General features: G+C 45.7%; 15 protein-coding genes. 9 read left to right on the top strand and 6 right to left on the bottom strand.

Translation table 11 applies throughout. The features are described 5' to 3' along the window. The first annotated feature begins 10 nt into the window (after positions 1-10). From mukF to fdhF, 4 genes are all read left to right on the top strand, one after another. Positions 11-1,348, top strand: coding sequence for a chromosome partition protein MukF (gene mukF, locus HRQ85_RS12435; protein ID WP_172379746.1), 1,338 nt, complete (start codon positions 11-13; stop codon positions 1,346-1,348). Beyond that, positions 1,329-2,129 carry a chromosome partition protein MukE gene (gene mukE / locus HRQ85_RS12430; protein WP_061018447.1) on the top strand — a complete coding sequence of 267 codons (801 nt, stop codon included), beginning with the start codon at positions 1,329-1,331 and terminating at the stop codon, positions 2,127-2,129. The genes mukF and mukE overlap by 20 nt, the downstream gene beginning before the upstream one ends. Then, on the top strand, positions 2,126-6,586 hold the full coding sequence (mukB, locus tag HRQ85_RS12425) for a chromosome partition protein MukB (RefSeq protein WP_172379745.1): 4,461 nt from the start codon (positions 2,126-2,128) through the stop codon (positions 6,584-6,586). Before mukE ends, mukB begins: the two co-directional genes overlap by 4 nt. 326 nt (positions 6,587-6,912) lie before the next feature. Beyond that, positions 6,913-11,142, top strand: coding sequence for a formate dehydrogenase subunit alpha (fdhF, locus tag HRQ85_RS12420; RefSeq protein WP_172379744.1), 4,230 nt, complete (start codon positions 6,913-6,915; stop codon positions 11,140-11,142). 126 nt (positions 11,143-11,268) lie between these two features. Here the strand turns inward: fdhF and HRQ85_RS12415 are convergent, their stop codons facing one another. The 6 genes from HRQ85_RS12415 to HRQ85_RS12390 all read right to left on the bottom strand — a co-directional run bounded on the left by HRQ85_RS12415 (position 11,269) and on the right by HRQ85_RS12390 (position 17,761). After that, positions 11,269-12,249, bottom strand: coding sequence for an alpha-L-glutamate ligase-like protein (locus HRQ85_RS12415; protein ID WP_029235462.1), 981 nt, complete (start codon positions 12,247-12,249; stop codon positions 11,269-11,271). A gap of 3 nt (positions 12,250-12,252) precedes the next feature. Beyond that, on the bottom strand, positions 12,253-13,758 hold the full coding sequence (locus HRQ85_RS12410) for an inactive transglutaminase family protein (protein WP_172379743.1): 1,506 nt from the start codon (positions 13,756-13,758) through the stop codon (positions 12,253-12,255). Between the two features lie 17 nt (positions 13,759-13,775). Beyond that, the gene (locus tag HRQ85_RS12405) at positions 13,776-14,516 is read right to left on the bottom strand and encodes an ATP-dependent zinc protease family protein (protein WP_172379742.1); all 741 of its coding nucleotides are present in this window, start codon (positions 14,514-14,516) and stop codon (positions 13,776-13,778) included. A gap of 313 nt (positions 14,517-14,829) precedes the next feature. Next, on the bottom strand, positions 14,830-15,801 hold the full coding sequence (cmoB, locus tag HRQ85_RS12400) for a tRNA 5-methoxyuridine(34)/uridine 5-oxyacetic acid(34) synthase CmoB (protein WP_009846365.1): 972 nt from the start codon (positions 15,799-15,801) through the stop codon (positions 14,830-14,832). A 186-nt stretch (positions 15,802-15,987) separates the two neighbouring features. Further along, on the bottom strand, positions 15,988-16,716 hold the full coding sequence (gene cmoA / locus HRQ85_RS12395) for a carboxy-S-adenosyl-L-methionine synthase CmoA (protein WP_017062083.1): 729 nt from the start codon (positions 16,714-16,716) through the stop codon (positions 15,988-15,990). Positions 16,717-16,855: 139 nt separating this feature from the next. Beyond that, positions 16,856-17,761 carry a DUF72 domain-containing protein gene (locus HRQ85_RS12390; RefSeq protein ID WP_172379741.1) on the bottom strand — a complete coding sequence of 302 codons (906 nt, stop codon included), beginning with the start codon at positions 17,759-17,761 and terminating at the stop codon, positions 16,856-16,858. A gap of 580 nt (positions 17,762-18,341) precedes the next feature. Between HRQ85_RS12390 and aspS the strand changes: the two genes are divergently transcribed. From aspS to ruvB, 5 genes are all read left to right on the top strand, one after another. Beyond that, the gene (gene aspS, locus HRQ85_RS12385; RefSeq protein WP_017062081.1) at positions 18,342-20,120 is read left to right on the top strand and encodes an aspartate--tRNA ligase; all 1,779 of its coding nucleotides are present in this window, start codon (positions 18,342-18,344) and stop codon (positions 20,118-20,120) included. A gap of 171 nt (positions 20,121-20,291) precedes the next feature. Then, positions 20,292-20,813 carry a crossover junction endodeoxyribonuclease RuvC gene (ruvC, locus tag HRQ85_RS12380; protein ID WP_004736470.1) on the top strand — a complete coding sequence of 174 codons (522 nt, stop codon included), beginning with the start codon at positions 20,292-20,294 and terminating at the stop codon, positions 20,811-20,813. Positions 20,814-21,009: 196 nt separating this feature from the next. Continuing rightward, complete coding sequence (locus HRQ85_RS12375) at positions 21,010-22,470, top strand: methyl-accepting chemotaxis protein (protein ID WP_172379740.1); 1,461 nt, start codon at positions 21,010-21,012, stop codon at positions 22,468-22,470. Between the two features lie 92 nt (positions 22,471-22,562). Further along, positions 22,563-23,174, top strand: a complete 612-nt coding sequence (gene ruvA / locus HRQ85_RS12370) for a Holliday junction branch migration protein RuvA (RefSeq protein ID WP_017062079.1) — start codon at positions 22,563-22,565, stop codon at positions 23,172-23,174. 103 nt (positions 23,175-23,277) lie between these two features. Then, on the top strand, positions 23,278-24,294 hold the full coding sequence (gene ruvB / locus HRQ85_RS12365) for a Holliday junction branch migration DNA helicase RuvB (protein WP_017062078.1): 1,017 nt from the start codon (positions 23,278-23,280) through the stop codon (positions 24,292-24,294). Positions 24,295-24,760 lie beyond the last annotated feature (466 nt).

Below are 24,760 nucleotides of genomic sequence, written 5' to 3'. Positions count from 1 at the left end.
AGGAACCACAATGAGTGAAATGACTCAAACTGCCGAAGAGCAGCCAATTGATGAGTTGGTGGGCTGGGTCAAGCAGCATGATTTTTCATTAAACTTGCCACCAGAGCGCTTAGCATTTTTGATTGCTATCGCAGTACTAAGCAATGAAAGGTTCGATGAAGAGTTGGGCGAGGGTGAACTACACGATGCATTTACCATCGTCACTCGACTGTTTGAAGATACTGGCGAAGCGTCCGCGTTTCGTGCCAACAATGCCATCAACGAGTTAGTTAAACAGAAGTTGATTAGCCGCTTTACCAGCGAAATCACCGATGGTGCGAGTATTTATCGCTTATCACCACTGGCGATTGGTATTTCAGATTATTACTTACGCCACCGTCAGTTCTCTAAGTTAAAACTGTCTATCCAGCTTTCTATGGTTGCGGACGAGATGGCAAAAGCCATTGAAGCTGCACAAAAGGGCGGAACTCCAGGGCATTGGAGAAAGAATGTTTACGGCGTGCTCAAGTATTCTGTTGGTGAAATTTTCGATCAGATTGATCTTAACCAACGTGTTATGGATGAGCAGCAGCAAACCGTTAAACAGCAAATTGCCGACCTTTTAAACAAGGATTGGCGAGAGGCGATCAACAACTGTGAAACCTTGCTTTCAGAAACCTCGTCCACGCTAAAAGAGTTGCAAGACACCTTGCAGGCGGCGGGTGATGAACTGCAAACACAGATCCTCGATATTCAAGAAATTGTTTACGGTGACGATGAACTCGAGTTCGTTGGCGAAACCCTGTTCGGCTTGCAGATGAAGCTAGACCGAATCACCAGTTGGGGTCAACAAGCCATCGATTTATGGATCGGCTACGACCGACATGTTCACAAGTTTATTCGTACCGCGATTGATATGGATAAAAACCGTGCCTTTAGCCAACGCTTGCGTCAGTCGGTTACCGACTACTTTGATGCGCCTTGGTTATTGACCTACGCCGATGCTGAAAAGCTTACCGATTTGCGTGATGAAGCCTTAGTACTTCGTGATGACGAAGTAACGGGCCAAGCACCAATCGACGTAGAATACGAAGAATTTGAGCAAGTGAATGATCTGCTTTCAGATCGAATTGCAGAGATGTTAAAAGCTCACAAACAGCAAGGCGCGCCAATTGATCTTGGCCTTGTGTTACGCGATTACCTCGCTGCACACCCTCGCACACACCATTTTGATTTAGCCAGAATTGTTGTCGACCAAGCCGTGCGCTTAGGTTACTCAGAGTCTGACTATCAGGCTATTCAGCCAGATTGGCAGGCAATCAACGATTTCGGTGCAAAGGTACAAGCAAATGTCATTAACAAGTACTGATGATTACATGCCAGAGAAACTGGTAAAAGCGATAGCGAACCCACTGTTCCCTGCGCTAGACAGCATGCTGCGTTCAGGTAAGCATGTTTCAACAGAAGATCTAGATAACCACGCATTACTGTCTGATTTTGAAGTTGAGCTTCAGCATTTCTATCAACGTTACAATACGGAACTGGTAAAAGCGCCGGAAGGTTTCTTTTACTTGCGTCCGCGCTCTACGTCTCTAATTGGTCGCAGTGTGTTGTCTGAGCTCGACATGTTGGTTGGCAAGGTGTTGTGTTTCTTATACCTAAGCCCAGAACGTCTTGCTCATGAAGGTATCTTCACCAACCAAGAACTGTTTGATGAGTTGATGTCGTTAGCGGATGAGAAAAAACTCATGAAGCTAGCAACCAACCGTGCGTCTGGTTCTGATTTAGATAAAGAAAAGCTCTTTGAAAAAGTGCGTACTTCTCTACGCCGCTTACGCCGTATCGGTATGTTGATTGCGATTGGTGAAACCGGCAAGTTCCGTATCAGCGAAGCGGTATTCCGTTTTGGCGCTGACGTTCGTGTTGGCGATGATATGAAAGAAGCGCAATTACGTCTTATCCGTGATGGTGAAGCTGTGGTGCATACCCAAGAGCCTAACCAAGGTAGCTTGTTGAATGAAGAACAAGCGGAAGCCGTATCAGAAGTAGACGTGGACGAAAACGGTCAACAAGACATTTTTAACGATCAAGCTGACTTTGACCTTGAGTCAAACGATGGCGAACAAACAAAAGTAGAAGGTGAAGCATGATTGAAAGAGGTAAGTATCAATCATTAACCATGGTCAACTGGAACGGCTTCTTTGCGCGTACTTTTGATATTGATGGATTGGTTACAACGCTTTCTGGCGGTAACGGTGCAGGTAAGTCGACCACAATGGCGGCATTCATCACAGCACTGATCCCCGACCAAAGCCTTCTGCATTTCCGTAACACAACGGAAGCGGGTAGCTCGCAGTCATCTCGTGATAAAGGTCTTTACGGTAAGCTTCAGCCTGGCGCATGTTATGCCGCGCTAGATGTTGTGAACTCTCGTAATCAGCGTCTATTGTTTGCAGTAAAACTGCAGCAAGTTGCGGGTCGTGATAAGAAAGTCGACATCAAACCGTTTGTTATCCAAGGCCTTCCAAGCCATGTGAAACCAACGGATGTGTTGATTCAGAACGTTTCAGATAGCCACGCTCGCGTATGTCAGTTGAACGACGTGAAAGCGGCGGTTGCACAATACGAAGGCGCGCATTTTAAGGCCTTCTCTTCGATTGTTGATTACCACTCGCAAATGTTTGAATACGGCGTGGTACCGAAGAAACTGCGTAACAGCAGCGACCGTTCTAAGTTCTACCGTTTAATTGAAGCATCATTATACGGTGGTATTTCTAGTGCGATTACGCGTTCTCTGCGTGATTACCTTCTACCGCAAAATGGTGGCGTGAAGAAAGCATTCCAAGACATGGAATCAGCACTACGCGAAAACCGTATGACGCTAGAAGCGATCAAGACGACTCAGTCGGATCGTGACTTGTTCAAGCACTTGATCACTGAATCTACCAACTACGTGGCTGCGGACTACATGCGCCATGCCAACGATCGTCGTAACAAGCTTGATCAAACCATGAAGTTCCGTGGTGAACTGTTTGGCTCTCGTGAAACCTTACTTGATCAAAACAACTTGTTGAACCGCGTTCAAGAAGAACTAGAGTTACTTGTCGATCAAGAATCAGCACTAGAGCAAGATTACCAAGCGGCTTCGGATCATCTTCAACTGGTTCAAACTGCACTTCGTCAGCAAGAGAAAATTGCTCGCTACAGTGAAGATCTAGAAGAGCTTAACGAGCGTCTAGAAGAGCAGATGATGGTGGTTGAAGAAGCTCAAGAGCGAGTACTTCTTGCAGAAGAGCAGGCAACCATCACTGAAGAAGAAGTAGATAGCCTGAAAACTCAGCTTGCTGACTACCAACAAGCGTTGGATGTTCAGCAGACTCGTGCGCTTCAATACCAGCAAGCGGTTCAAGCATTAGAGAAAACTAAGCAGCTACTTGGTGATGAATCTATTACGGCAGAAAGCGCACTAACTCTGGTTTCTGAGCTAAAAGCACAAGAAGAATCAAGCACTCAAACGCTACTGTCGACCAAGCACAAACTAGACATGTCTTCTGCTGCTTCTGCGCAGTTCGACAAAGCGCTCGCTCTTGTTAAAAGTATTGTGGGTGACGTTGAGCGTAAAGAAGCCTCTTACAGCGCTAAACAAGCGTTAGAGAAAGGCCGTAACGCAAAACACGTTGTTGAAAATGAACAACAGTGGCGTGCTCAGCACCGCGATATGGCTCGTGATGTGGCTCAGCAGCGTCAAGCAAAAGAGCTAGCGACTGAATACCAAAAGCAACACAACATATCACTGACTGACGAAGCGGTTTTCGATGAAGAACGTGAACGTCACGCTATGCAGATCGAGTCTCTTGAGTACGCTCAAGAAGAGCTGCGTGAAGCGAAGAGTGAGCAACGTCGTGTACAACAAAACCACGACCAAGAGATTCAAAAACTTGAGTCTATTGCTCCCGCGTGGATCACGGCAAACGATGCGCTTGAAGCACTGAGAGATCAAACCGACGCTGAGCTAGAAGATAGCCAAGCGGTGATGACTCAAATGCAGCAAGTACTTGAAGACGAAAAGTCTCAAGCGGTAGCAAAAGATCAGTTGGCTACGCGCCGAGCTGAACTTGAGCAAGAGATTGAGCGTTTAGCTTCTCCTGGTGGTTCTAACGATCCTCGCCTGAAAGGCCTAGCGGATACGCTTGGTGGCGTACTGCTTTCTGAGATCTACGATGACATCACGATTGGTGATGCGCCGTACTTCAGTGCGATGTACGGCCCAGCTCGTCACGCAATTGTGGTTTCTGATCTTGATGGTATTAAAGAGAAGCTGGTGGATCTTGATGATTGTCCAGAAGACCTTTACATCCTAGAAGGCGATGTCGACGCGTTTGATGACAGTTCATTCAATGCCGATGAACTTGAAGGCGCAGTGTGTGTTCAGCTGAACGATCGCCAAATGCGTTACTCTCGTTTCCCTGAGATCCCACTGTTTGGCCGTGCGGCTCGTGAACAGCGTCTAGAGAAATTGCGCGAAGAGCGTGACGTTGTTGTTGAGAACCACGCGAAAGCAGCGTTTGACTCTCAAAAGCTGAATCGCCTATACCAAGCATTCAACAGCTTTGTTGCGAAGCACCTGCACGTTGCGTTTAACGCAGACCCAGAACAAGCACTTGCTGCGATTCGTGATAAGCGTAATCAAATTGTTCGTTCTCTGGCTGAGCTTAACTCTAAAGAGCAGCAGCAACGTAGCCAGCTTCTACAAAGCAAGCAGGCACTCGGTGCACTAGACAAATTAGCGCCAATGGTTCGTATTTTAGAAGACGAAACATTGGCTGAGCGCTTAGCGGAATTAGAAGCGCAACTAGAGCGTTTAAGCGAAGCTAAGTCTTACTTGAACACTCATGGCAAAGCGCTTACTTCTCTGGAGCAAATTGTTTCTGCACTAGACGCTGACCCAGAGCAATTCGAAGCTTTGGAAGCCGAATATCGTCAAGCAGACAACGCGCTACAAACGCTAAAAGGCAAAGTGTTCGCACTGTCTGATCTGATTGAGCGTCGTCACTACTTTGCGTACGCGGATTCTGTTGATTTGCTTAACAAGAGCAGTGAACTGAGCGAGCAACTAAAAGCGAAATTGGTTCAAGCTGAACAAGCAAGAACCAAAGGCCGTGATGGCTTGAAGCAAGCTCGCGAACAGATGAACCAATACAACCAAGTATTGGCGGCACTGAAGAGCTCACATCAAGCGAAGCAAGAAACGGTTCAAGAGTTCAAACAAGAGCTACAAGAGTTTGGCGTAAACGCTGATGAAGGCGCTGAAGAGCGTGCTGTACGTCGTCGTGACGAACTTCAAGAGCGTCTACACACATCTCGTAGCCGTAAGAGTGAATACGAGCGTACGATTACGTCAACTGAACTTGAGATGAAAGCACTGGCTAAGCGTCTTAAGAAAGTTCAAAAAGAGTACACAGAGCTTCGTACTTTCGTTGTTGCAGCAAAAGCTGGCTGGTGTTCAGTACTTCGCTTAGCTCGTGAAAATGATGTTGAACGTCGTCTGCACAAGCGTGAACTGGCTTACCTAACGGCGGGCGAGCTTCGCTCTATGTCGGATAAATCACTGGGTGCGCTACGTCTGGCTGTGGCTGACAATGACGACCTACGTGACTCGCTGCGTCTATCGGAAGACAACGCACATCCAGAGCGTAAGGTTCTGTTCTACATTGCGGTCTACCAACACCTTCGTGAGCGTATTCGCCAAGACATCATTCATACGGATGATCCGGTAGAAGCAATCGAAGAGATGGAAGTTGAGCTAGCTCGACTAACAGAAGAACTGACTCAACGTGAAAACCGCTTGGCGATCAGCTCTGAGTCGGTAGCAAGCATCATCAAGAAAACGATTCAGCGCGAGCAGAACCGTATTCGAATGCTGAACCAAGGTCTGTCTAACATCTACTTTGGCCAGGTTAAGGGCGTGCGTCTGAACGTTAAGATTCGTGAAAGTCACGAGATCTTGCTATCAGGGCTAGCGACTCAGCAAGAGCAGCACAAAGACTTGTTTGAATCAACGCGCTTTACCTTCTCAGAAGCGATGGCGAAGTTGTTCCAACGTGTGAACCCACATATCGATATGGGTCAACGTTCTCCGCAAGTTCTGGGTGAAGAGCTACTTGATTACCGTAACTACCTAGAGCTAAGTGTTGAAGTTAACCGTGGTTCAGACGGTTGGTTACAAGCGGAATCGGGCGCTCTATCTACGGGTGAAGCGATCGGTACCGGTCAGTCTATCCTACTGATGGTTGTTCAGAGCTGGGAAGAAGAGTCTCGTCGACTTCGTAGCAAAGACATCGTTCCATGTCGTTTGTTGTTCCTTGATGAAGCAGCTCGTCTGGATGCGAAATCCATCTCTACCTTGTTCGAACTGTGTGACCGTTTAGGTATGCAACTTCTGATTGCAGCACCAGAGAATATCAGCCCAGAGAAAGGCACAACCTACAAACTGGTTCGTAAGGTCTTTAAAGATCACGAACACGTACATGTTGTTGGCCTGCGCGGTTTTGCTCAAAACAAACCCGCATCCCCAGTTCAAGAGCTTATCGAAGAAACTGAGCTATAACCTTGATAGCGCAGCTATAAGCTCGAAAGCGACTCAATAAATTTATTCAAAGCCCCTAATCATTAGGGGCTTTTTTGTATCTTGAATCTAATTCCTTATTTCTTACTTCTACAGCAGAACCCCTCCCGCTTAATCCTCTCTTCGATACTGATAAGACCACTCATACCTTATGGTTATTATCAATGGAACTTGTTTGAGGTCACACGCACAAAACCGCAAATAATGTATGGTAATGACATAGATTTAATAATATTAATAATATTGTATTACTTAAATTTTAATTATTGATAACTCGCGTGTGCGAAAGGTAAAGGTAGGACTTAGGTATGATTCAAATCGTTATTGATGGGAAATATCGAATCGTCGAGCAAGGACAAACCGTTCTTGAAGCGGCAAAAACATGTGGTTTGGAGATCCCATCTTTATGTGGTTTGAACAAAACAGCGGATAAAGTGCCTTGTGATTTGTGTGTCGTTGAAGTTGATGGCGTTGGTGTTACTCGCTCTTGTGAGCTTGAAGTGTCTAATGGGCTGAATATTACCACTCAGTCAAAACAGTTAACGAACTATCGACAAGAAGCGTTGAATCGCATCATGACCGATCACTACGCTGACTGTGAAGCGCCATGCCAAACAGCCTGTCCTGCTGGGGTCGACATCCAATCTTACCTGCACCATATTGCTCAAAATGATCACATCAAAGCGATTGAAGTGATCAAAAAGACATTGCCAATGCCGCTTTCAATTGGTCGTGTGTGTCCTGCTTTCTGTGAAACCGAATGTCGTCGTAACTTGGTCGATGAATCCATCGCGATTCGCCAACTCAAACGACACGCTGCCGATGCAGATTTAGCGGCTCAAGAGAGCTACATGCCAGCTAAGAAACCAAATAAAGGTAAGAGCATTGCTATTGTTGGTAGTGGCCCCGGTGGTCTTACGGCGGGTTATTACCTATCTAACGAAGGCTATGAAGTCAGTGTCTATGAGTCGATGCCGCAAGCGGGTGGTTGGCTGCGTTACGGTATCCCTGAATATCGCTTACCTAAGTCGATTTTAGACAAAGAAATCGAGTTGATGTGTCGCAACGGAATGGTGGTTGAGTGCGGCAAAAAACTCGGTGTTGATTTTACACTGTCTGATTTAAGTAACGATTTTGATGCGATTTGTTTAGCGGTTGGCGCATCACAAGCGGTTGAGATGAATTACCCGGGTAGTGAATTCGGCGGTTGTTATTTGGGTGTCGATTATCTGAAAGATTACGTGACCGATCAGCAGTATGTCACTGGTAAAAAGGTTGCCGTGATCGGTGGCGGTAATACCGCGATTGACTGTGCTCGAACAGCGGTTCGTGATGGCGCGGATACTACGCTGATTTATCGTCGTACTCGAGATGAGATGCCAGCAGAAGATTACGAAATCGAAGAAGCTGAACATGAGGGGGTGAAGTTCCACTTCTTAACCAACCCTGCAGAAAACATAGCCGATGATAATGGCCATGTATCAGAAATACGATTAGAACGAATGGCTTTGGGTCCTGCTGATGCTTCAGGTCGTCGCAGCCCTAAACCAACGGGCGAGTTCTTTGTTGAAGCGTTTGATACGGTTATTGCCGCCGTGTCGCAAAAGCCTGATCTGAGCTTTATGGACAATGAAGCGATTGATATTCCTCTTACTCGTTGGAATACCGCAGATGCTGATCCACAAACCATGCATACCGGAACCGGAAATATTTTCAGTATTGGTGATTTCCGACGCGGCCCTGCAACTGCGGTCGAAGCGGTGGGGGATGGACGTATTGCTGCACAAGCGATCGATCGCTTCTTGCATGGTGATATGGACAATATTCCGGCCAAACCGTTTAACTCAATAAAGCACAAACAGCTCAAAGCGGTGGATCCTGAGCAATACCAGTCGATACAACGCATGGCGCGTAAGATCATGCCTGAGTTAACGCCCGAGCAGCGTGAACAAAGCTTCGATGAAGTAGAAACAGGGTTTGAGAATGCTGATGCAATAGCGGAAGCAGCAAGATGTCTAGAGTGTGGCTGCCAAGCCAATACCGATTGCGACCTACGAGACTACTCGACCGAATACAAAGCAACGCAAACGCATCCAGAGTACAAAATCGATGTGGCTTCGAATGAGAGTTGGCAAGCGATTCGCGCAGAAGAAGCAAAGGTCGGTTTAACAAGACAAAAATTTTCAGTCGATGACAGCTCTGAGTTCATTATCTTTGACGCTAACCGCTGTATTAGTTGTGGCCAGTGTATCCAAGCGTGTCGAGAACAGAATGTTCATGGCGTTCTAAGCTTCATGAATCAATCAGACGGCAAGCCTGCATCAAGACCGGAATGTCGCCCTAACTTTGGGGCAGACAAGACCTTAATGGGCGACTCAAACTGCGTTCAATGTGGATCTTGTATTCAGGCGTGTCCAACGGGTGCAATGGTCGATGCTCGTGATAGAAAGCAGGGAGACACAGACGTACTCAAGAAAGTCGATACCATCTGCACCTATTGCGGTGTGGGTTGTAAGTTAACCATGCATATCGATGAGCAGAAAAACAAAATCCGCTATATCGAAGGCGGAGACTCTCCGGTTAATGAAGGCATGTTGTGTGTTAAGGGACGATTTGGATTCGATTTTGTGGGCAGCGATGCGCGTTTAACCACACCATTAATTCGTAAAGATGGCTGGTTGCAACCTGCAAGTTGGGATGAGGCAGTTAAGCTCATTGCCGAGAAGTTTACTGCGATTAAGCAAGGCTTTGGCAGTAACGCTTTAGCGGGGTTCTCGTCGGCGAAAACCACCAATGAAGATAACTATGCCTTCCAAAAATTCATACGTCGTGAACTCGGCACCAATAACGTCGATCACTGTGCGCGCCTTTGTCACGCATCGACAGTTACTGGTTTAGAAGCTTCGCTGGGCAGCGGGGCGATGACCAATGATATTCCAAGCATCAAGCACTCAGATGTGATCTTTATTATTGGCTCTGACACGACTTCAGCACACCCAATTATTGGCTCGCATATCAAGCAAGCTGTGAGACATGGTGGAGCGAGATTGATCGTTGCCGATCCAAAACGAATCGATATTGCTGACCATGCTGAACTTTATTTAGCGCACCGACCGGGTACCGATGTAATGTTGATCAATGGTGTGATGCAGCAGATCATCAAACACGGTTGGTATGACCAAGAATATATCGAAGATCGTGTGGATGGCTTTGATACCTTGCTCCAAGAGGTCATGTCACCAAGCTATTCGCTAGACAAAGTGGAGCTAGTAACTGGCGTTAAAGCGGAAGACATCTTTGCAATGGCACGATTGATTGGTACTGCAGAACGAACAGCGGTGTACTACTCGATGGGCATTACGCAACACACTACTGGTCACGATAACGTTCGCTCTATCGCTAACCTACAGCTCTTGTGTGGCAACATTGGAATTGAAGGCGGTGGTATCAACCCATTACGTGGTCAATCCAATGTTCAGGGTGCGTGTGACATGGGCGCATTGCCAAACAACCTTCCGGGTTATCAGAAAGTGTATAACCCAATGGTTCGTCAAAAATTTGCGATGGAGTGGGGTGTTTCTGACTTACCGGCTGAAACAGGCTTAACGCTGACCGAAATTATTGATGGTGCGTGTCATCGAGATGTTCGTGGCCTGTACGTAATGGGCGAGAACCCAGTGCTGAGTGACCCGAACCAAGCGCATGTGATTGAAGGTCTTGAAGCGTTAGATTTCCTCGTGGTTCAAGATATTTTCTTAACCGAAACCGCTCAATATGCCGATGTGGTTCTGCCGTCTTGCTCGTTTGCTGAGAAGTCTGGTCACTTTACTAATACCGAACGTCGTGTTCAGCGTATTAACCCGGCGGTATTGCCTCCAGGTGAAGCGAAAGAAGATTGGGTGATTATCCAAATGCTAGCCAACGCAATGGGCGGTGATTGGGGCTATAAAACCGTTGCTGATATCACCAATGAGATAGCGCGTGTCACGCCACAGTATGGTGGTTTACGTTGGGAGAACATTACGGTCAACGGCGTGCAATGGCCAAGTAATAAGAACAACCCAGATGGCACTCGTATCATGCACCAGACTCAATTTACGCGTGGGCGTGGTCAAATGGAGGCGATTCCGTTTAGATACGCTGCTGAACTACCGGATGCGGAATACCCGTTAGTATTAACGACAGGCCGTATTCTAGAACAGTTCCACACCGGAACCATGACACGTAAAACAAAAGGACTGGATAACTTAGCAGGACCGCGTGCCATGGTGAGTGTTCATGATGCTGAAGCGTTAGGTATCTCGAATGGTCAGATGCTCAAGGTCTCGACACGTCGTGGTGAAATCGAAATCGCGGCCTTTGTGACTAAACGAATGCAAAAGGGTGTGGTGTTTATTCCATTCCATTTTGTTGAATCACCAGTTAACCGTTTGACTACCACAGCGACCGATCCACACGCGAAGATCCCTGAATTTAAGGTGGCGGCTGTGCGTATTGATCCTATTCGTGAGCCTGAAAGTGAAGTAACAGAGGCTTAGTCATGTTAGCTAGGTAAAAGACGGCAGACATTAAAAAGCCGCGTAACTCTCAAAGTTATGCGGCCTTTTTATCGAGCTAGATTCAGTATCAATGACTGAGTCGTTTCGCTTTTAATTTAGATGAGCTTAGTTTGGAACAATTTCGCTACCGTGAACACCAAATTGCTTAGCAGCGTAGGCAACGCGCTCTGCTGGTTTTGGGTATTCAGCGGGTGTGCCCAGGTTTTCAATATGATGCAAGCGAGGTAATAAACCTGCGCCGTTTGCAATCTGTATTGCTAATCCAGGACGAGCGTTTAGCTCCAGTACCATCGGGCCTTCTTCTTGGTCTAAAACCATGTCCGTACCCATGTAGCCAAGGCCTGTCATTTCCCAAGCACTTGATGCAAGAGTTAGCAGCTTTTCCCAATGTGGCACTTGTAACAGCGCCAACTCTTTACCCGTATCTGGGTGGTGAGTCACAGGGTGATCAAACTGAACCGCACGAACGGCTTTACCCGTAGCGATACAAATACCTACACCCACAGCACCTTGGTGCAAGTTAGCTTTACCATCAGAAGCTGAAGTCGATAGACGCATCATCGCCATTACAGGGTAGCCCTTGAATACAATGATTCGTACATCTGGTACACCCTCGTAACTGAAGCCGTCAAAACACTCGTCAAACTTGATGAGGTTTTCAACTACAGCGACATCGTTCTTACCACCGAGTGAGAAAAGACCCGCGAGAGCGTTACTGATGTGGCGCTCTACGTCTTCTTCATTGATAGTCGAACCTGATGGCTTGGTGTAAACGCCGTCCTTGTGAGAAGTCACAACAAGGATACCTTTACCACCACTGCCTTGAGCTGGCTTGATTACAAAACCCGGCCACTCTTTTACCATCTTGTGGATTGTTTTTACTTCAGCTTGATGACCAATCACGCCAATCAGTTTTGGTACAGTAGCACCAGCCTGTTCAGCAATGATCTTCGTCTTAAGCTTGTCATCAACGAGTGGATACTTGGAACGATCATTGTAGCGACCAATATAACTATGGTTGCGCTTGTTCATTCCCATTATGCCTTTGTCTTTCAACCTAAACGGTGAAGTAAACTGATCAAACATAACTTAGTCCTCCGCTAGCGGTTTAAAGCGACGAAGCTCGGTTAGACGGTATCCTGTGTAGTTACCTAGTAGCAAGATGGTCGCTAGAATAACAAGTTGTAAACCAATAAAGTTAAACGTTAAGTGCTGAATGAACGGGTTAGTCATGCCTAAGTAAACAAGAACCGCAGTAAATAGAGAACCACCACCTTGCAGCATTACTTCTTTCGCGCCTTCTTCTTCCCACAGGATAGACATACGTTCGATAGTCCAAGATAGGATAATCATTGGGAAGAACGTAATAGATAGACCTTCAGTCAGACCCACTTTAAACGCGACTACAGTAAACACAGAGATAATCATGATTACCGTGATGATTACGGCGGATATCCTGGCTACCAAGAGCAAGTTGAGTTTGGACAAGTAACTTCGAATAATCAGACCCGTACCTACAATAAGTAGGAAGCCAACAATACCCGTTACCAGTTGTGTTTGTACAAAGGCTACCGCAATCAGTACTGGCATGAATGTACCAGACGTTTTCAGACCGATGATGACACGTAGGAACACAACAATCAGAGCACCGATAGGAATCAGCATGATGGTTTTAAACATCGCTTGTTCTTCTAGCGGTAGGCTGTGAATGGAAAGGTTTAACAGTTGATCAGCAGAGACTTTGCTATTGGTTGCTTCAGTAGGAGTAATCTCTTGCGCAATCATAGAGAAGTGAACTTTACTGTTCTGACCGCCAACAACATCCAGTAGAGAAACGTTTGATTCGTCCCAGATGAGTAGGTTTGGTTGAACTTGTTGTTCGCTTGATTCAGGAGAGAAAAGAATCCACTCGTCGTTATCCCAGATCTGAATCATGTTTTGAATCGACTGACGACGACGACCATCTTCTAACTCGATAACACCAACCACTTTGTTGTGTATTTTCGCCGCTGAAAGTAGCTTGTGTGTCGCTTCCACTTTGGTCATGTTGTTCAGAATCAGCGCTGAGTTTTGGCTGTCTGGATCATTAAGTGTTTTGATGAGCTCGCGGGTAAAAGTGATATTGTCAGCAGAACGCTTTGTTGCTCTATCAATCAATGCCAGAGAAGCCGCTTCTTCAGGGCCGTCGAAGCTTGGCTGTGCAACTTCACCTTCTGGTGCGATAGCATCAACTTTTGCTTGGTTGTCGACTAGGAATTGTGTTTTGTAGTAGATGGTTTGAGGGCCATCTGCGTATCGAATAGACCACTCTGCACGGCGACCTGATTCGGTATTCAAGTAAGAGATACCGTAACCTGGCGATGAAGCCGATTCGCCGATAAGTGTGTAGTTAGACTGAGTATGAGGAGCTGCTAAGGAAACTTTTGCTTCTTTGCCTACTGCGTTGAACTCGATGCGAGCTTCAACGTCCCAAACCTGTCTGGTTTCCCCTGGAGTCCAAGGTACACCGTAGGTCGTATGTCTGAACATACTCAGTGTTATACCTGCCACGATAAGCAGGAATATAGAGATATAAAATGGAATTCTTGACGTCATAGCTTACCCTACTATTGTTATTTAACTTCCGTTTGTACGTACTTTTTACTTACATCTACCAGCGCTATGTCTTTGATAAATTCGCGCCCTAGTAATACAGGGTGACTCATTTGAGAGCGATCCGCCAATGTAAATTGCGCTTTTTCATGGATTTTTCCAACTTTCACCCATAATTCGATCACAGCTCGACGTTCTGCTTGATCATTGGTTGATTGACGGATTTTTACATAACGTACAACAGGCGCTTCAATCCATTTCTGGTCTTCTTCAGCTTGGGCTTTGTCGTCTAGGTGAAATTTAACCCAGTTCTTGCCGTTACGTTCGAATTCTTTGATATCGACAGCGTTTAAAGAAGAGGTGGTTGCGCCAGTATCAACACGAGCATCAAAACTTTGGGAGATCGAGTCGATAGACACTTTTTCGATACCGCCAAGGATAGTCGGTTGTGATGTAGGAGCGATAGGAGCAACGGCAACAGCGACAGGTTCTTCTTCCTCTAGCTCTTCGATGACCTTGTGTTCCATGCTCGTTAGATGGGTATCTAATTGATTAGAAAGGGTAGTGATTTCGTCTTCTAAGCTTTCAATATAATCACTTTGATTGCTTAGTTGCAGTTCAAGATTTTGAACCTTATTTGCGATGTTTGTCTCTGAGCTGGAAATAGCGTCGAGAGTTTCTTGGTGGTAGGTAGCACCGTTCGTGAGGGTACAACCAGAGAGCAAACCAACCGCCACAATAGGCGATAATCGCTTAAACATAAAAAAAACCTTTGAGAATTAGAGAATAGTTCAGACTATTTAGAAGTTTAGCCTACAAAAAAGGATGCGTGAAGCATCCTATTGTAAGAGTCTGGTCATATTGAATCGCAATGTGAGCGCTACGCCAATTATTGCTATTTGAAATAGCTCACTTATTAAACATAAGTCAATTTTTGTTCAATTCGTGAGCTCAGGAAGCAAAGTTCACCGCGAAATTAACGGTGGCTTTTTGACCATGCAAGCAATGGTTTTGCTGCCTTAATAGGCTTGTGCTTTATTTACTCAATATGCCACTGCTTTGTGGGCAGTAAATCTATGGTTTTGTTGCTACCAGAATCGCACGTCTCGGTGCAGGGTGACCTTCAACCGTTTTACTTGGATCGTTTGGATCTAGGTAATCTGGAAGAGAGTTATGTGTCATCCATTCTGTGGTGCGTTGTTCACCAATTGTCGTGACATTTTCGTCAACGATTCGTACGTCTTCAAAACCAACTTGTTCTAGCCAGCGTTTCAGTGCGCGAGCTGAAGGGAAGAAGTAGACGTTTCTCATTTGCGCGTAACGGTCAACCGGAACCAGTACCGCATTTTCGTCGCCTTCAATCACCAAGGTTTCAAGAACCAGCTCACCGCCAGACACCAATTGGTCTTTTAGTTGAATCAAATGGTCCAATGGCGAACGGCGGTGGTAAAGCACACCCATGCTGAATACAGTGTCGTAAGCTTCCAGTTTTGGCAGCTGCTCAATACCCAGAGGTAATAGGTGAGCTCGTTGGTCATCACCCATCAACTTACGAATCGCTTCAAACTGAACCAAGAACAGGTGAGAAGGATCGATACCAACCGTTAAGCGGGCACCTTCACCCAGCATGCGCCACATGTGGTAACCATTGCCACAACCTACATCGAGAACCGAACGGTTTTTCAATGGAGAGATATGTGGAAGCACACGATCCCATTTCCAGTCACTGCGCCACTCAGTATCGATATGAATATCGTGAACCGTGTAAGGTCCTTTTCTCCATGGGTGGAACGTCTTTAATAGGCTTTCTAACTTTTTAAGCTCGCCCGTATGAAACGGTGTTGAGCTACCAATCGTCACTGAATTTTTCAGATCAACTTGGTCTGGCACACCTTGTGGAATCTTGTTTAGTGCACGCAACCAGCGGTCGAAGTCACCGTGCTCTGCATTTTGCCAATCGGTCAGTTGCTGTGGCAGTACATTTAGCCACGGCTGAAGGCGAGTATCTTGGGCAATAAGTTGATAAAAATTGGCAAAATTAAACATAGGTTTTCACTGAGTTGGTGGTGTAGAAATTAAATTTGTCACTCGATTAAGAGTGTGGACAAACATGCTAGGGAATCTCGTTTATCGTGTTTGATAAGAGATCCCCAACTCGCTCGTTCCTCGCTCTTGAGGATGACATTTTAGTACGTGCTAACGGTGTCGCGACGGTTACGTAATCGAAAATGTTTACTTTATCGCGAACATTGAACCAAAGTTGAAACATTGGAACCAGACTTCGCTGCTTGAGAAGCCAATCTTATCAAATCGCTCCCTGTGAACAGGGATAGAATCTGGGCGCATCACGTTTTCAATTGCGCTGCGTTTCTGACTTACTTCTAGCTCGCTGTACCCGTTAGCACGTTTGAAATCATGGTGCAGGTCGATAAGCAGTTCATTTGAGCTTTCATCTTCGAATACGTATTTTTCTGACAGGATTAAGATCCCGCCTGGGCGCAAGCCAGCATGAATTTTCTCAAGCAGCGCGTATCGATCGTCTGGAGACAAAAATTGCAGCGTAAAGTTAAGCACTACAACAGAAGCGTCTTTGATTTCCACTTCACGGATGTCGGCTTCAATCACTTCTACCGGTGTGTCACTGCGGTAAGCATTAACGTGTAATTTGCAGCGCTCAACCATGGCTTCTGAATTATCGATCGCGAAAATCGTGCAGCCTTCTTGCTGAATGTGACGACGCATAGAAAGTGTCGCAGCACCAAGCGAGCAGCCAAGGTCGTAAATATTTGAGTGTGGCTTTACAAAGCGCTCAGCCAGCATGCCGATTGCAGAGATAATATTGCTATAGCCAGGCACCGAACGTTGAATCATATCCGGAAATACTTCAGCAACCCTTGCATCAAAGGTGAAGTCTCCAATTTTATCAATAGGAGCGGAAAAGATATTGTCTGTGTTGCTCATAGCATTTTCTCTCGACAGTTAGCGTAATTGGCACAAAATTCGTACCAAATAAAAGGGGACGTATTTTACGTAAAAAAAGCGCTACTGTCACGAAAACTGAGATTTAGCTCAAGGTTCGAAGTTACTTATAAGTGAGAGGTTAAAACATCGAGATTTGGTGATTGCCTTTTTGAGCCGGAAACTGAGCCAGATCGGGAAGTAATAATGATGTATTTTCAGACACTTGCTTTTGTAGCCGTTTATAGATAGCAATCGCAAGTTCGGGCGCATGGTTATTGTCTGGGGTGTGGATCATTAAATAGGGTTGTTTGCCTTCATTGAGCCAGTTTGGGATTTTGGCAAACCAAGGCTTAAAAAACTCAATGTTAGGTTCTTGATCTGGGTGACCAATAAAGCGAACCATCGGATTGTTTGCTGTAGCGATTGCATGAACAGGAACACGCGGTTTTTTCTGATGCGCATCGATCACCGCTTCTGTGGTGGGTGGCGCAGAAAAAACGGGGCGGCTGTCCATAATGATGCGATTGATGCCTTCCTCAACCAGCCATTGGTTGAAGCGTTTTTCCGCATCGCCCTTATCAAAGAAACCTAAGTGTCGAACTTCGACGCCAAGCTGCATATCTTTTGGGAATAAGGTGCAAAACTTTTGTAGGGCAGGCAGCATGCTGGGCTCAAAGCTATGTGGCAGCTGAATCGTCCATTGACCAATGCGGTCATGCAGTGGCGACATCGTCATCAAGAACTCTTTGAGTTCGGCTTGGCAGTGTCTCAGTTGTTGCTGGTGGGTGATGAATTTGGGCAATTTGAAGGTGAACTTGAAATCATCGTGACTGGCGGCTTTCCAATTGTGAACGGTAGACATACTTGGCGTAGCGTAAAAGGTCGTGTTGCCCTCAACGGTATGAAAAACTTGCGTGTACTTTTCTAAGCGTTCAGCAGGCTTGGTTCCCTTGCCATAGAACTGACTTTGCCACTCAGAGTGAGACCACATGGTTAATCCAAGTCTTAGAGGTAAAGTTTCTGTTGTTATTACACGATCATCCATCTATTACACCGTTATCCATCACGCCATCAGTCATTACAAAAAGTTTTTGGGTTGAAATTAGGGCGTGTTGATCTTTCGAGCTGGTTTTTGCAGCGAGTTGCTGGGTATTTATACAAGGCAGAGGCTTTGATGTGTAGCTAGTCTACATGAGAAGCCGATAACGTAGTAGAAATGACCAGCAAACGCTGCCGGAAGGGTTCGGCTAAAAGCGTTTTACTCTTTGTTGAGGGAGATTTGCTTAGAATGACTAGGCTACTTCCCCCTCGCCGCGATTAAAACGCTTTTATCTCGAACAAAATTTAACCACGAAAGGTCAACGCGCCCTAAAATCTACTTTACGAGAGTTTTGCTGATTAAGGTACTTTCGAGATATAATTATCGCAATTTTTTCGGTTTTGATGAATCTTTGCGCACTTGATGGGCTAAAAAGCAGCAAAGCCAGATAAAACACAATAAATTCGAATGTGGAAGGTCGATTTTAAGCGAGTTTCCGCGTATAAATGATCCTTTGCTCTGTAGGGCTATTTTGACACCTACAGCTTGGAAATTAGTAAATAATTAAGAGATTGGGAAATTCATTATGCGTACCCATTACTGTGGTAACCTGAACAAGTCCCTGGCGGGACAAACTGTAGAATTGTGCGGCTGGGTAAACCGTCGCCGTGATTTAGGCGGTCTTATCTTTATTGATATGCGTGATCGTGAAGGCATCGTTCAGGTTGTTGTCGATCCAGATATGAAAGATATCTTCCCGATCGCTAACCAACTGCGTAATGAATTCTGTATCAAGTTTACTGGTGAAGTACGTGTTCGTCCGGACAGCCAAGTAAATAAAGACATGGCTACTGGTGAAGTAGAACTTTACGCGACTGGTCTAGAGATCATTAACCGTTCAGAAGCGCTTCCACTAGACTTCAACCAAACGAACTCTGAAGAGCAGCGTCTTAAGTACCGTTACATCGATCTTCGTCGTCCAGAAATGAGCGACCGTATCAAGCTTCGTGCACGTGCTTCTAGCTTCGTTCGTCGTTTCCTAGATGAGAACTTATTCCTAGACATCGAAACGCCAGTACTAACGAAAGCGACACCAGAAGGTGCTCGTGACTACCTAGTACCAAGCCGTGTTCACAAAGGTAGCTTCTACGCACTTCCTCAATCTCCTCAGCTGTTCAAGCAACTGCTGATGATGTCTGGTTTTGACCGTTACTACCAAATCGTTAAATGTTTCCGTGATGAAGATTTACGTGCTGACCGTCAGCCTGAATTTACTCAAATCGATATCGAAACATCTTTCATGACTTCTCAAGAAGTACGTAACGTGACTGAGAAGCTTGTTCACGATATGTGGAAAGAACTTCTAGATGTTGAACTAGGTCAATTCCCAGTAATGCCTTTCTCTGAAGCGATTCGTCGTTTCGGTTCTGATAAACCAGATCTACGTAACCCACTAGAGCTAGTTGACGTTGCTGACTTGGTTAAAGACGTTGAGTTCAAAGTATTCTCTGGCCCAGCTAACGACGAAAAAGGTCGCGTAGCGGTTATCCGTGTTCCAGGTGGTGCTAAGCTAACTCGTAAGCAAATCGACGGTTATGCTGAACACGTAAACATCTACGGCGCGAAAGGCCTAGCTTGGATGAAGGTTAACGACCGTGCTGCAGGCATGGAAGGTATTCAATCTCCAGTTGCTAAATTCCTAAGCGAAGACGTAATCAACGGTATTCTAGATCGCACTCAAGCTGAATCTGGCGATATCATTCTGTTCGGCGCAGACAAAGCGGGCATCGTTGCTGAAGCAATGGGCGCACTTCGTCTTAAACTAGGTACGGATCTAGAGCTAACAGACACATCTGCATGGGCTCCACTGTGGGTTGTTGACTTCCCAATGTTCGAAGAAGACGGTGAAGGTAACCTACACGCAATGCACCACCCATTCACATCACCACTAGGTGTGAACGCGGAAGAGCTTAAAGCGAACCCAGCAGCAGCAAATTCTGATGCATACGACATGGTAATCAACGGCTACGAAGTAGGCGGCGGTTCTGTACGTATTCACAACGCAGAAATGCAAACGGCGGTATTCGGTATCCTAGGTATCGAAGCACAAGAGCAACAAGAGAAGTTCGGCTTCCTACTTGAAGCACTTAAGTACGGTACGCCACCTCACGCAGGTCTAGCATTCGGTCTTGACCGTCTAGCAATGCTGCTTTGTGGTACTGAGAACATCCGTGACGTTATCGCATTCCCGAAAACAACAGCTGCAGCATGTCTACTAACAGACGCGCCAAGCCTAGCGAACCCAGCATCACTGGAAGAGCTAGCAATCGCAGTTAAATTGGCAGAGAAAAAAGAGCAAGCGTAAGCCTGTTATCTTTTCTTGTTGATGAAGAGTTCCTACTTGATAGAGAGCTCTTAATTAATTAGCCAAGACTTGCCAGTAAATTAGAAAATGCCCGTTAATTTGACGGGCATTTTTTTTTGCGTTCGATATACTAAGCTCATAAAGCATGTATAAATAATCAGTATTGAAGTTATGTCTATTATCTTAGGGATTGACCCTGGCTCGCGTATTACCGGCTATGGCGTGATTCGTCAAAATGGTCGTCATCTATATTACTTAGGTAGCGGTTGTATCCGCACCTCTGAAAAAGAACTGCCGGGCCGACTTAAACAAATCTACGCCGGTGTGAGCGAAATCATCACTCAGTTTCAGCCGGATGTGTTTGCGATAGAACAGGTCTTCATGGCGAAGAATGCCGATTCAGCACTTAAACTTGGCCAAGCTCGTGGCAGTGCGATTGTAGCAGCGGTGAATGCAGATTTACCTGTACATGAATATGCGGCTCGTTTGATCAAACAAGCGGTGACAGGTAATGGTGGTGCTGATAAGTCGATGGTTCAGAACATGGTGATGAGCATGCTTAAGCTACCTGCTAAACCACAGGCCGATGCTGCGGATGCTCTAGGCGTAGCGATCACTCACGCCAACACCAATAAAACCTTGGTTGCGCTGGCAGGTAAAGCGACAGGCGCGAGAAAAGGGCGCTACCGTTAATCCCATCCCTCTATTTTCTGAAAGCTTCTATTACATGAGCCTGACGCCTCGTTTGGCTCATATCAAAACAATACGCACCTAAATCCTTGATGAAATGAGATCTTTCGTACAGAACCCAGATAATAACATTGCGTATCATTTAACATGTTATTAACATTGGTCGGAGGTCTAACAAGTTAATCAAGGATGATCACTGATGAACCCAATCAAGCTGTGGCGCGCGCTGTTTCTACCCAAAAGTAATGGGTGGAATAGCAACGAAGTCAGACAAGCGGATATCTTATTACTCTTCACTTTTATCGCATTCTTCGTAGGTATCTACAGCCTCATTAAGTGGACTAAGCATGAAGAGCAGCTGCTGGTTGCCACTTCCATATTTCTTATCGCCTTTGAATTAGTCTCTGCACTGCTATTACGCATTACCCGAAAGCCTAGCTTGGCATTGAACTTTGGCTTTGTCGGCATGGCGGTGCACGCCCTGAATATCATCTATCAAAGCGGTGGTGTGGTTGAGTCTACTCAGGCTTATTGGGTGCCGTTGTTAGTGGTTGCTTTTTTCCTGTCAGGAACTCGAATAGTCGCCCTTGTATGGAGTGGGCTAGTGATTGGTGTTTCATTGGTGATGACTTCCGCTCATCTTGATGGTTTTGAATTTCCGCAGTTAGTACTTACTCCGGAAGCCGTGGTGGTTGAAACATGGTCTGGTGTGATCATGCCGCTGGTGGTGATTTGCATTGCTCAAGCCTTTACAGCTAAGCAAAAAGAGGTGGCGATTGAAATGGCAGAAGGTGCGATTTCGGAAAGCCAACAGATTGCCAATCAAGCGACGCAAAGCGAAGGTCGACTTTCCATTGTCCTTGACCAAGCCAACTCAAACTCTGAAAGCTTACAGGGCGTATCTGTCCATTTAGACCAGCAGTCTCAAGACCTACATGTTCAAGTTGAAGTGTTGAACATCAATTGCGAATCTCAGGCGAGTGCAGCAGAACAGATGAGCCAACAACTGCATCAAATGACTCAAGGCATCGAAGAATCCAATTCATTCGTGGGCGAACTGAAAGAGCGCAGTGAAGCTGTGGGAACGAAAGCGCAAAAGAGCTCAGAATCACTAGAAGCCTCAACCAGTGCAATCAGCCAGATCATTCAAAGTAATCAAGAAATCATGAAAGTCGCTGATTTGATTACCTCGGTTGCCGAGCAAACCAACCTATTAGCTCTTAACGCAGCAATAGAAGCAGCACGCGCCGGAGAGCAAGGGCGAGGTTTTGCGGTAGTTGCAGATCAAGTGAGAGAGCTATCGGCGAAAAGCAGCCATTCCGCGATAGAAATTCGAACCTTATTAGACCGAAGTAAAGAAGAAGTGGAACATGGCAGAGCCATCATTGAAACCACGGCCAATGAAATGAACGGCATTATCTCCGAGGTTCAAACCATCTCGACCGACGTTAACCAACTGACCAATATTATGGCGATGCAGATGAGCTCATTGAAAGAACTCGATCTCGCGAGTTCAGAAGTGGCACAGAGCGTTGCAGAAACCAAATCCGTGTCAGGTTTAGTCGCTAATTATGGTTCTGAACTGACCGGGCATGTCACCTCAGTAAAAGAACTGGTCGAAAGCTTAAACAGCGTGGTTTCCCAAGCTAAGCAAGCTTAAATAAATCATCCTAATAAACACAAAGAACTGGATAAGCATCCAGTTCTTTTATATTCTGTCCCTCAAATTATATTCCATCAAGAGAGTGAATTGTGATCGGACGTCTACGCGGTACATTAATAGAAAAACAGCCACCAGAATTACTAATCGAAGTGAGTGGCGTTGGCTATGAAGTTCAAATGCCAATGAGCTGTTTTTACGAATTACCAAACGTGGGCGAAGAGGCAATCATCTACACGCACTTTGTTGTACGTGAAGATGCGCAGCTACTTTATGGTTTTAACACGGTTAAAGAGCGTGCACTGTTCCGTGAAGTGATCAAAGCGAACGGTGTGGGCCCTAAGCTAGGCCTTGGCATTCTTTCAGGTATGACGGCTAGCCAGTTTGTTCAAAGTGTTGAACGTGAAGACATCTCGACGCTGGTTAAACTTCCGGGTGTGGGTAAGAAAACCGCTGAACGTCTGGTTGTTGAAATGAAAGACCGCCTGAAAGGGTGGGGCGCAGGTGACCTATTTACTCCAGCGACGGATGCAGCTCCGATTGATTCTATGCCAACCGTTCATGACGCTGAAGAAGAAGCGGTAAGTGCACTACTTGCATTAGGCTACAAGCCGACTCAAGCTTCTAAGGTGGTTTCTCAAGTGGCTAAAGATGGCATGACCAGCGAGCAGTTGATTCGCGAAGCTCTGAAATCGATGGTTTAATACCCAATATACTTGTTCGACAAAATAGACTCATTCACTTTGCCTTTACACAGAGTCAAGAAGCGCAGAGTCAACAAGAGCATAGTTAGGAATAGCAGAATTTATGATTGAAGCCGATCGCCTTATTGCACCGGATAACCCAGTATTCAAAGATGAAGATGTCATTGATCGTGCAATACGCCCTAAAGCACTTGCTGACTATCAAGGTCAGGATCACGTTCGTGGTCAGATGGAGATTTTCATCAAAGCGGCACAACTGCGTAACGAGGCTCTCGACCATCTGTTGATATTTGGTCCTCCTGGCTTGGGTAAAACCACGTTGGCGAACATTGTGGCCAATGAGATGGATGTCAACATTCGTACGACTTCAGGCCCTGTTCTAGAAAAAGCGGGTGACCTAGCGGCGTTGCTGACCAATCTTGAAGAAAATGATGTCCTGTTCATTGATGAGATTCACCGATTAAGCCCTGTGGTTGAAGAGGTGTTGTACCCAGCAATGGAAGACTACCAACTGGATATCATGATTGGTGAAGGCCCAGCGGCACGCTCTATCAAGATCGACCTTCCTCCTTTTACTTTGATTGGCGCAACCACTCGTGCTGGCTCACTGACATCGCCGTTACGTGACCGTTTCGGTATTACTCAGCGTCTTGAGTACTACAAGGTTGAAGACCTACAAAACATCGTTCAACGCAGTGCAGATTGCCTTGGTCTTTCTATGGAGTCCGAAGGGGCGCTAGAAGTTGCTCGCCGAGCTCGTGGTACGCCACGTATTGCTAACCGTCTACTGCGTCGTGTTCGGGATTATGCGGAAGTAAAAGGCGACGGGCATATTTGTCCAGAGGTTGCTGACAAAGCGCTAAACATGTTGGATGTCGATGCTAAAGGTTTCGACTACATGGATAGAAAGCTTCTGCTTGCGATTATGGAGAAGTTTGGTGGTGGTCCGGTAGGTATCGACAACATGGCTGCCGCGATTGGTGAAGAGAGAGACACCATTGAAGATGTGTTAGAACCTTACTTGATTCAACAAGGTTACCTACAAAGGACACCAAGAGGTCGAATCGCGACCGACAGAGCGTATTTACACTTCGGAATAGATAAGCCGTCTAATCGTTAAATTATTCATTTTTAAAGATCCCAGTTGCATAAGCGCTGGGATTTTTTGCTTTTTACTGAATAACAACTCTTTGAGCGAGTCGATAAAAAGACTGAATAGCGATCATCAAAAATGAAAACTTTGATTGCAGGTTTGATTTAGCTAACAAAAAATGAAATAAGTTGTCATATTTTTTGTTAATACTTTATAGGTAGTTGTAATTCGTATGTTGAGGCGGTGCTGAGCTTTTGTCACAGATATCATGCGCTGTTATTAACTGAGGCTAAATTGGTGTGATTTTAATCATGATTGTTCAAAAATAACTCTAATTTGCTCGAATAAAATTGATACAAATCAACGCAAGGTTCTCCTATAAACCTTTTGAAACATACTGATTTTACCAGTAATATTAGCGCCAGCTATATTAGCTCATGCTTAACAATAATCTAACTATAACGGTACGTTTTTGCTACAAATTTCAATTTGT

It is taken from the genome of Vibrio sp. Vb339 (assembly GCF_902751245.1).
In the GTDB taxonomy this organism is placed as follows: Bacteria; Pseudomonadota; Gammaproteobacteria; order Enterobacterales; family Vibrionaceae; genus Vibrio; species Vibrio coralliirubri.
The sequence above is the reverse complement of the archived record's forward strand: the minus strand, read 5'-3'. Positions and strand labels throughout refer to the sequence as shown.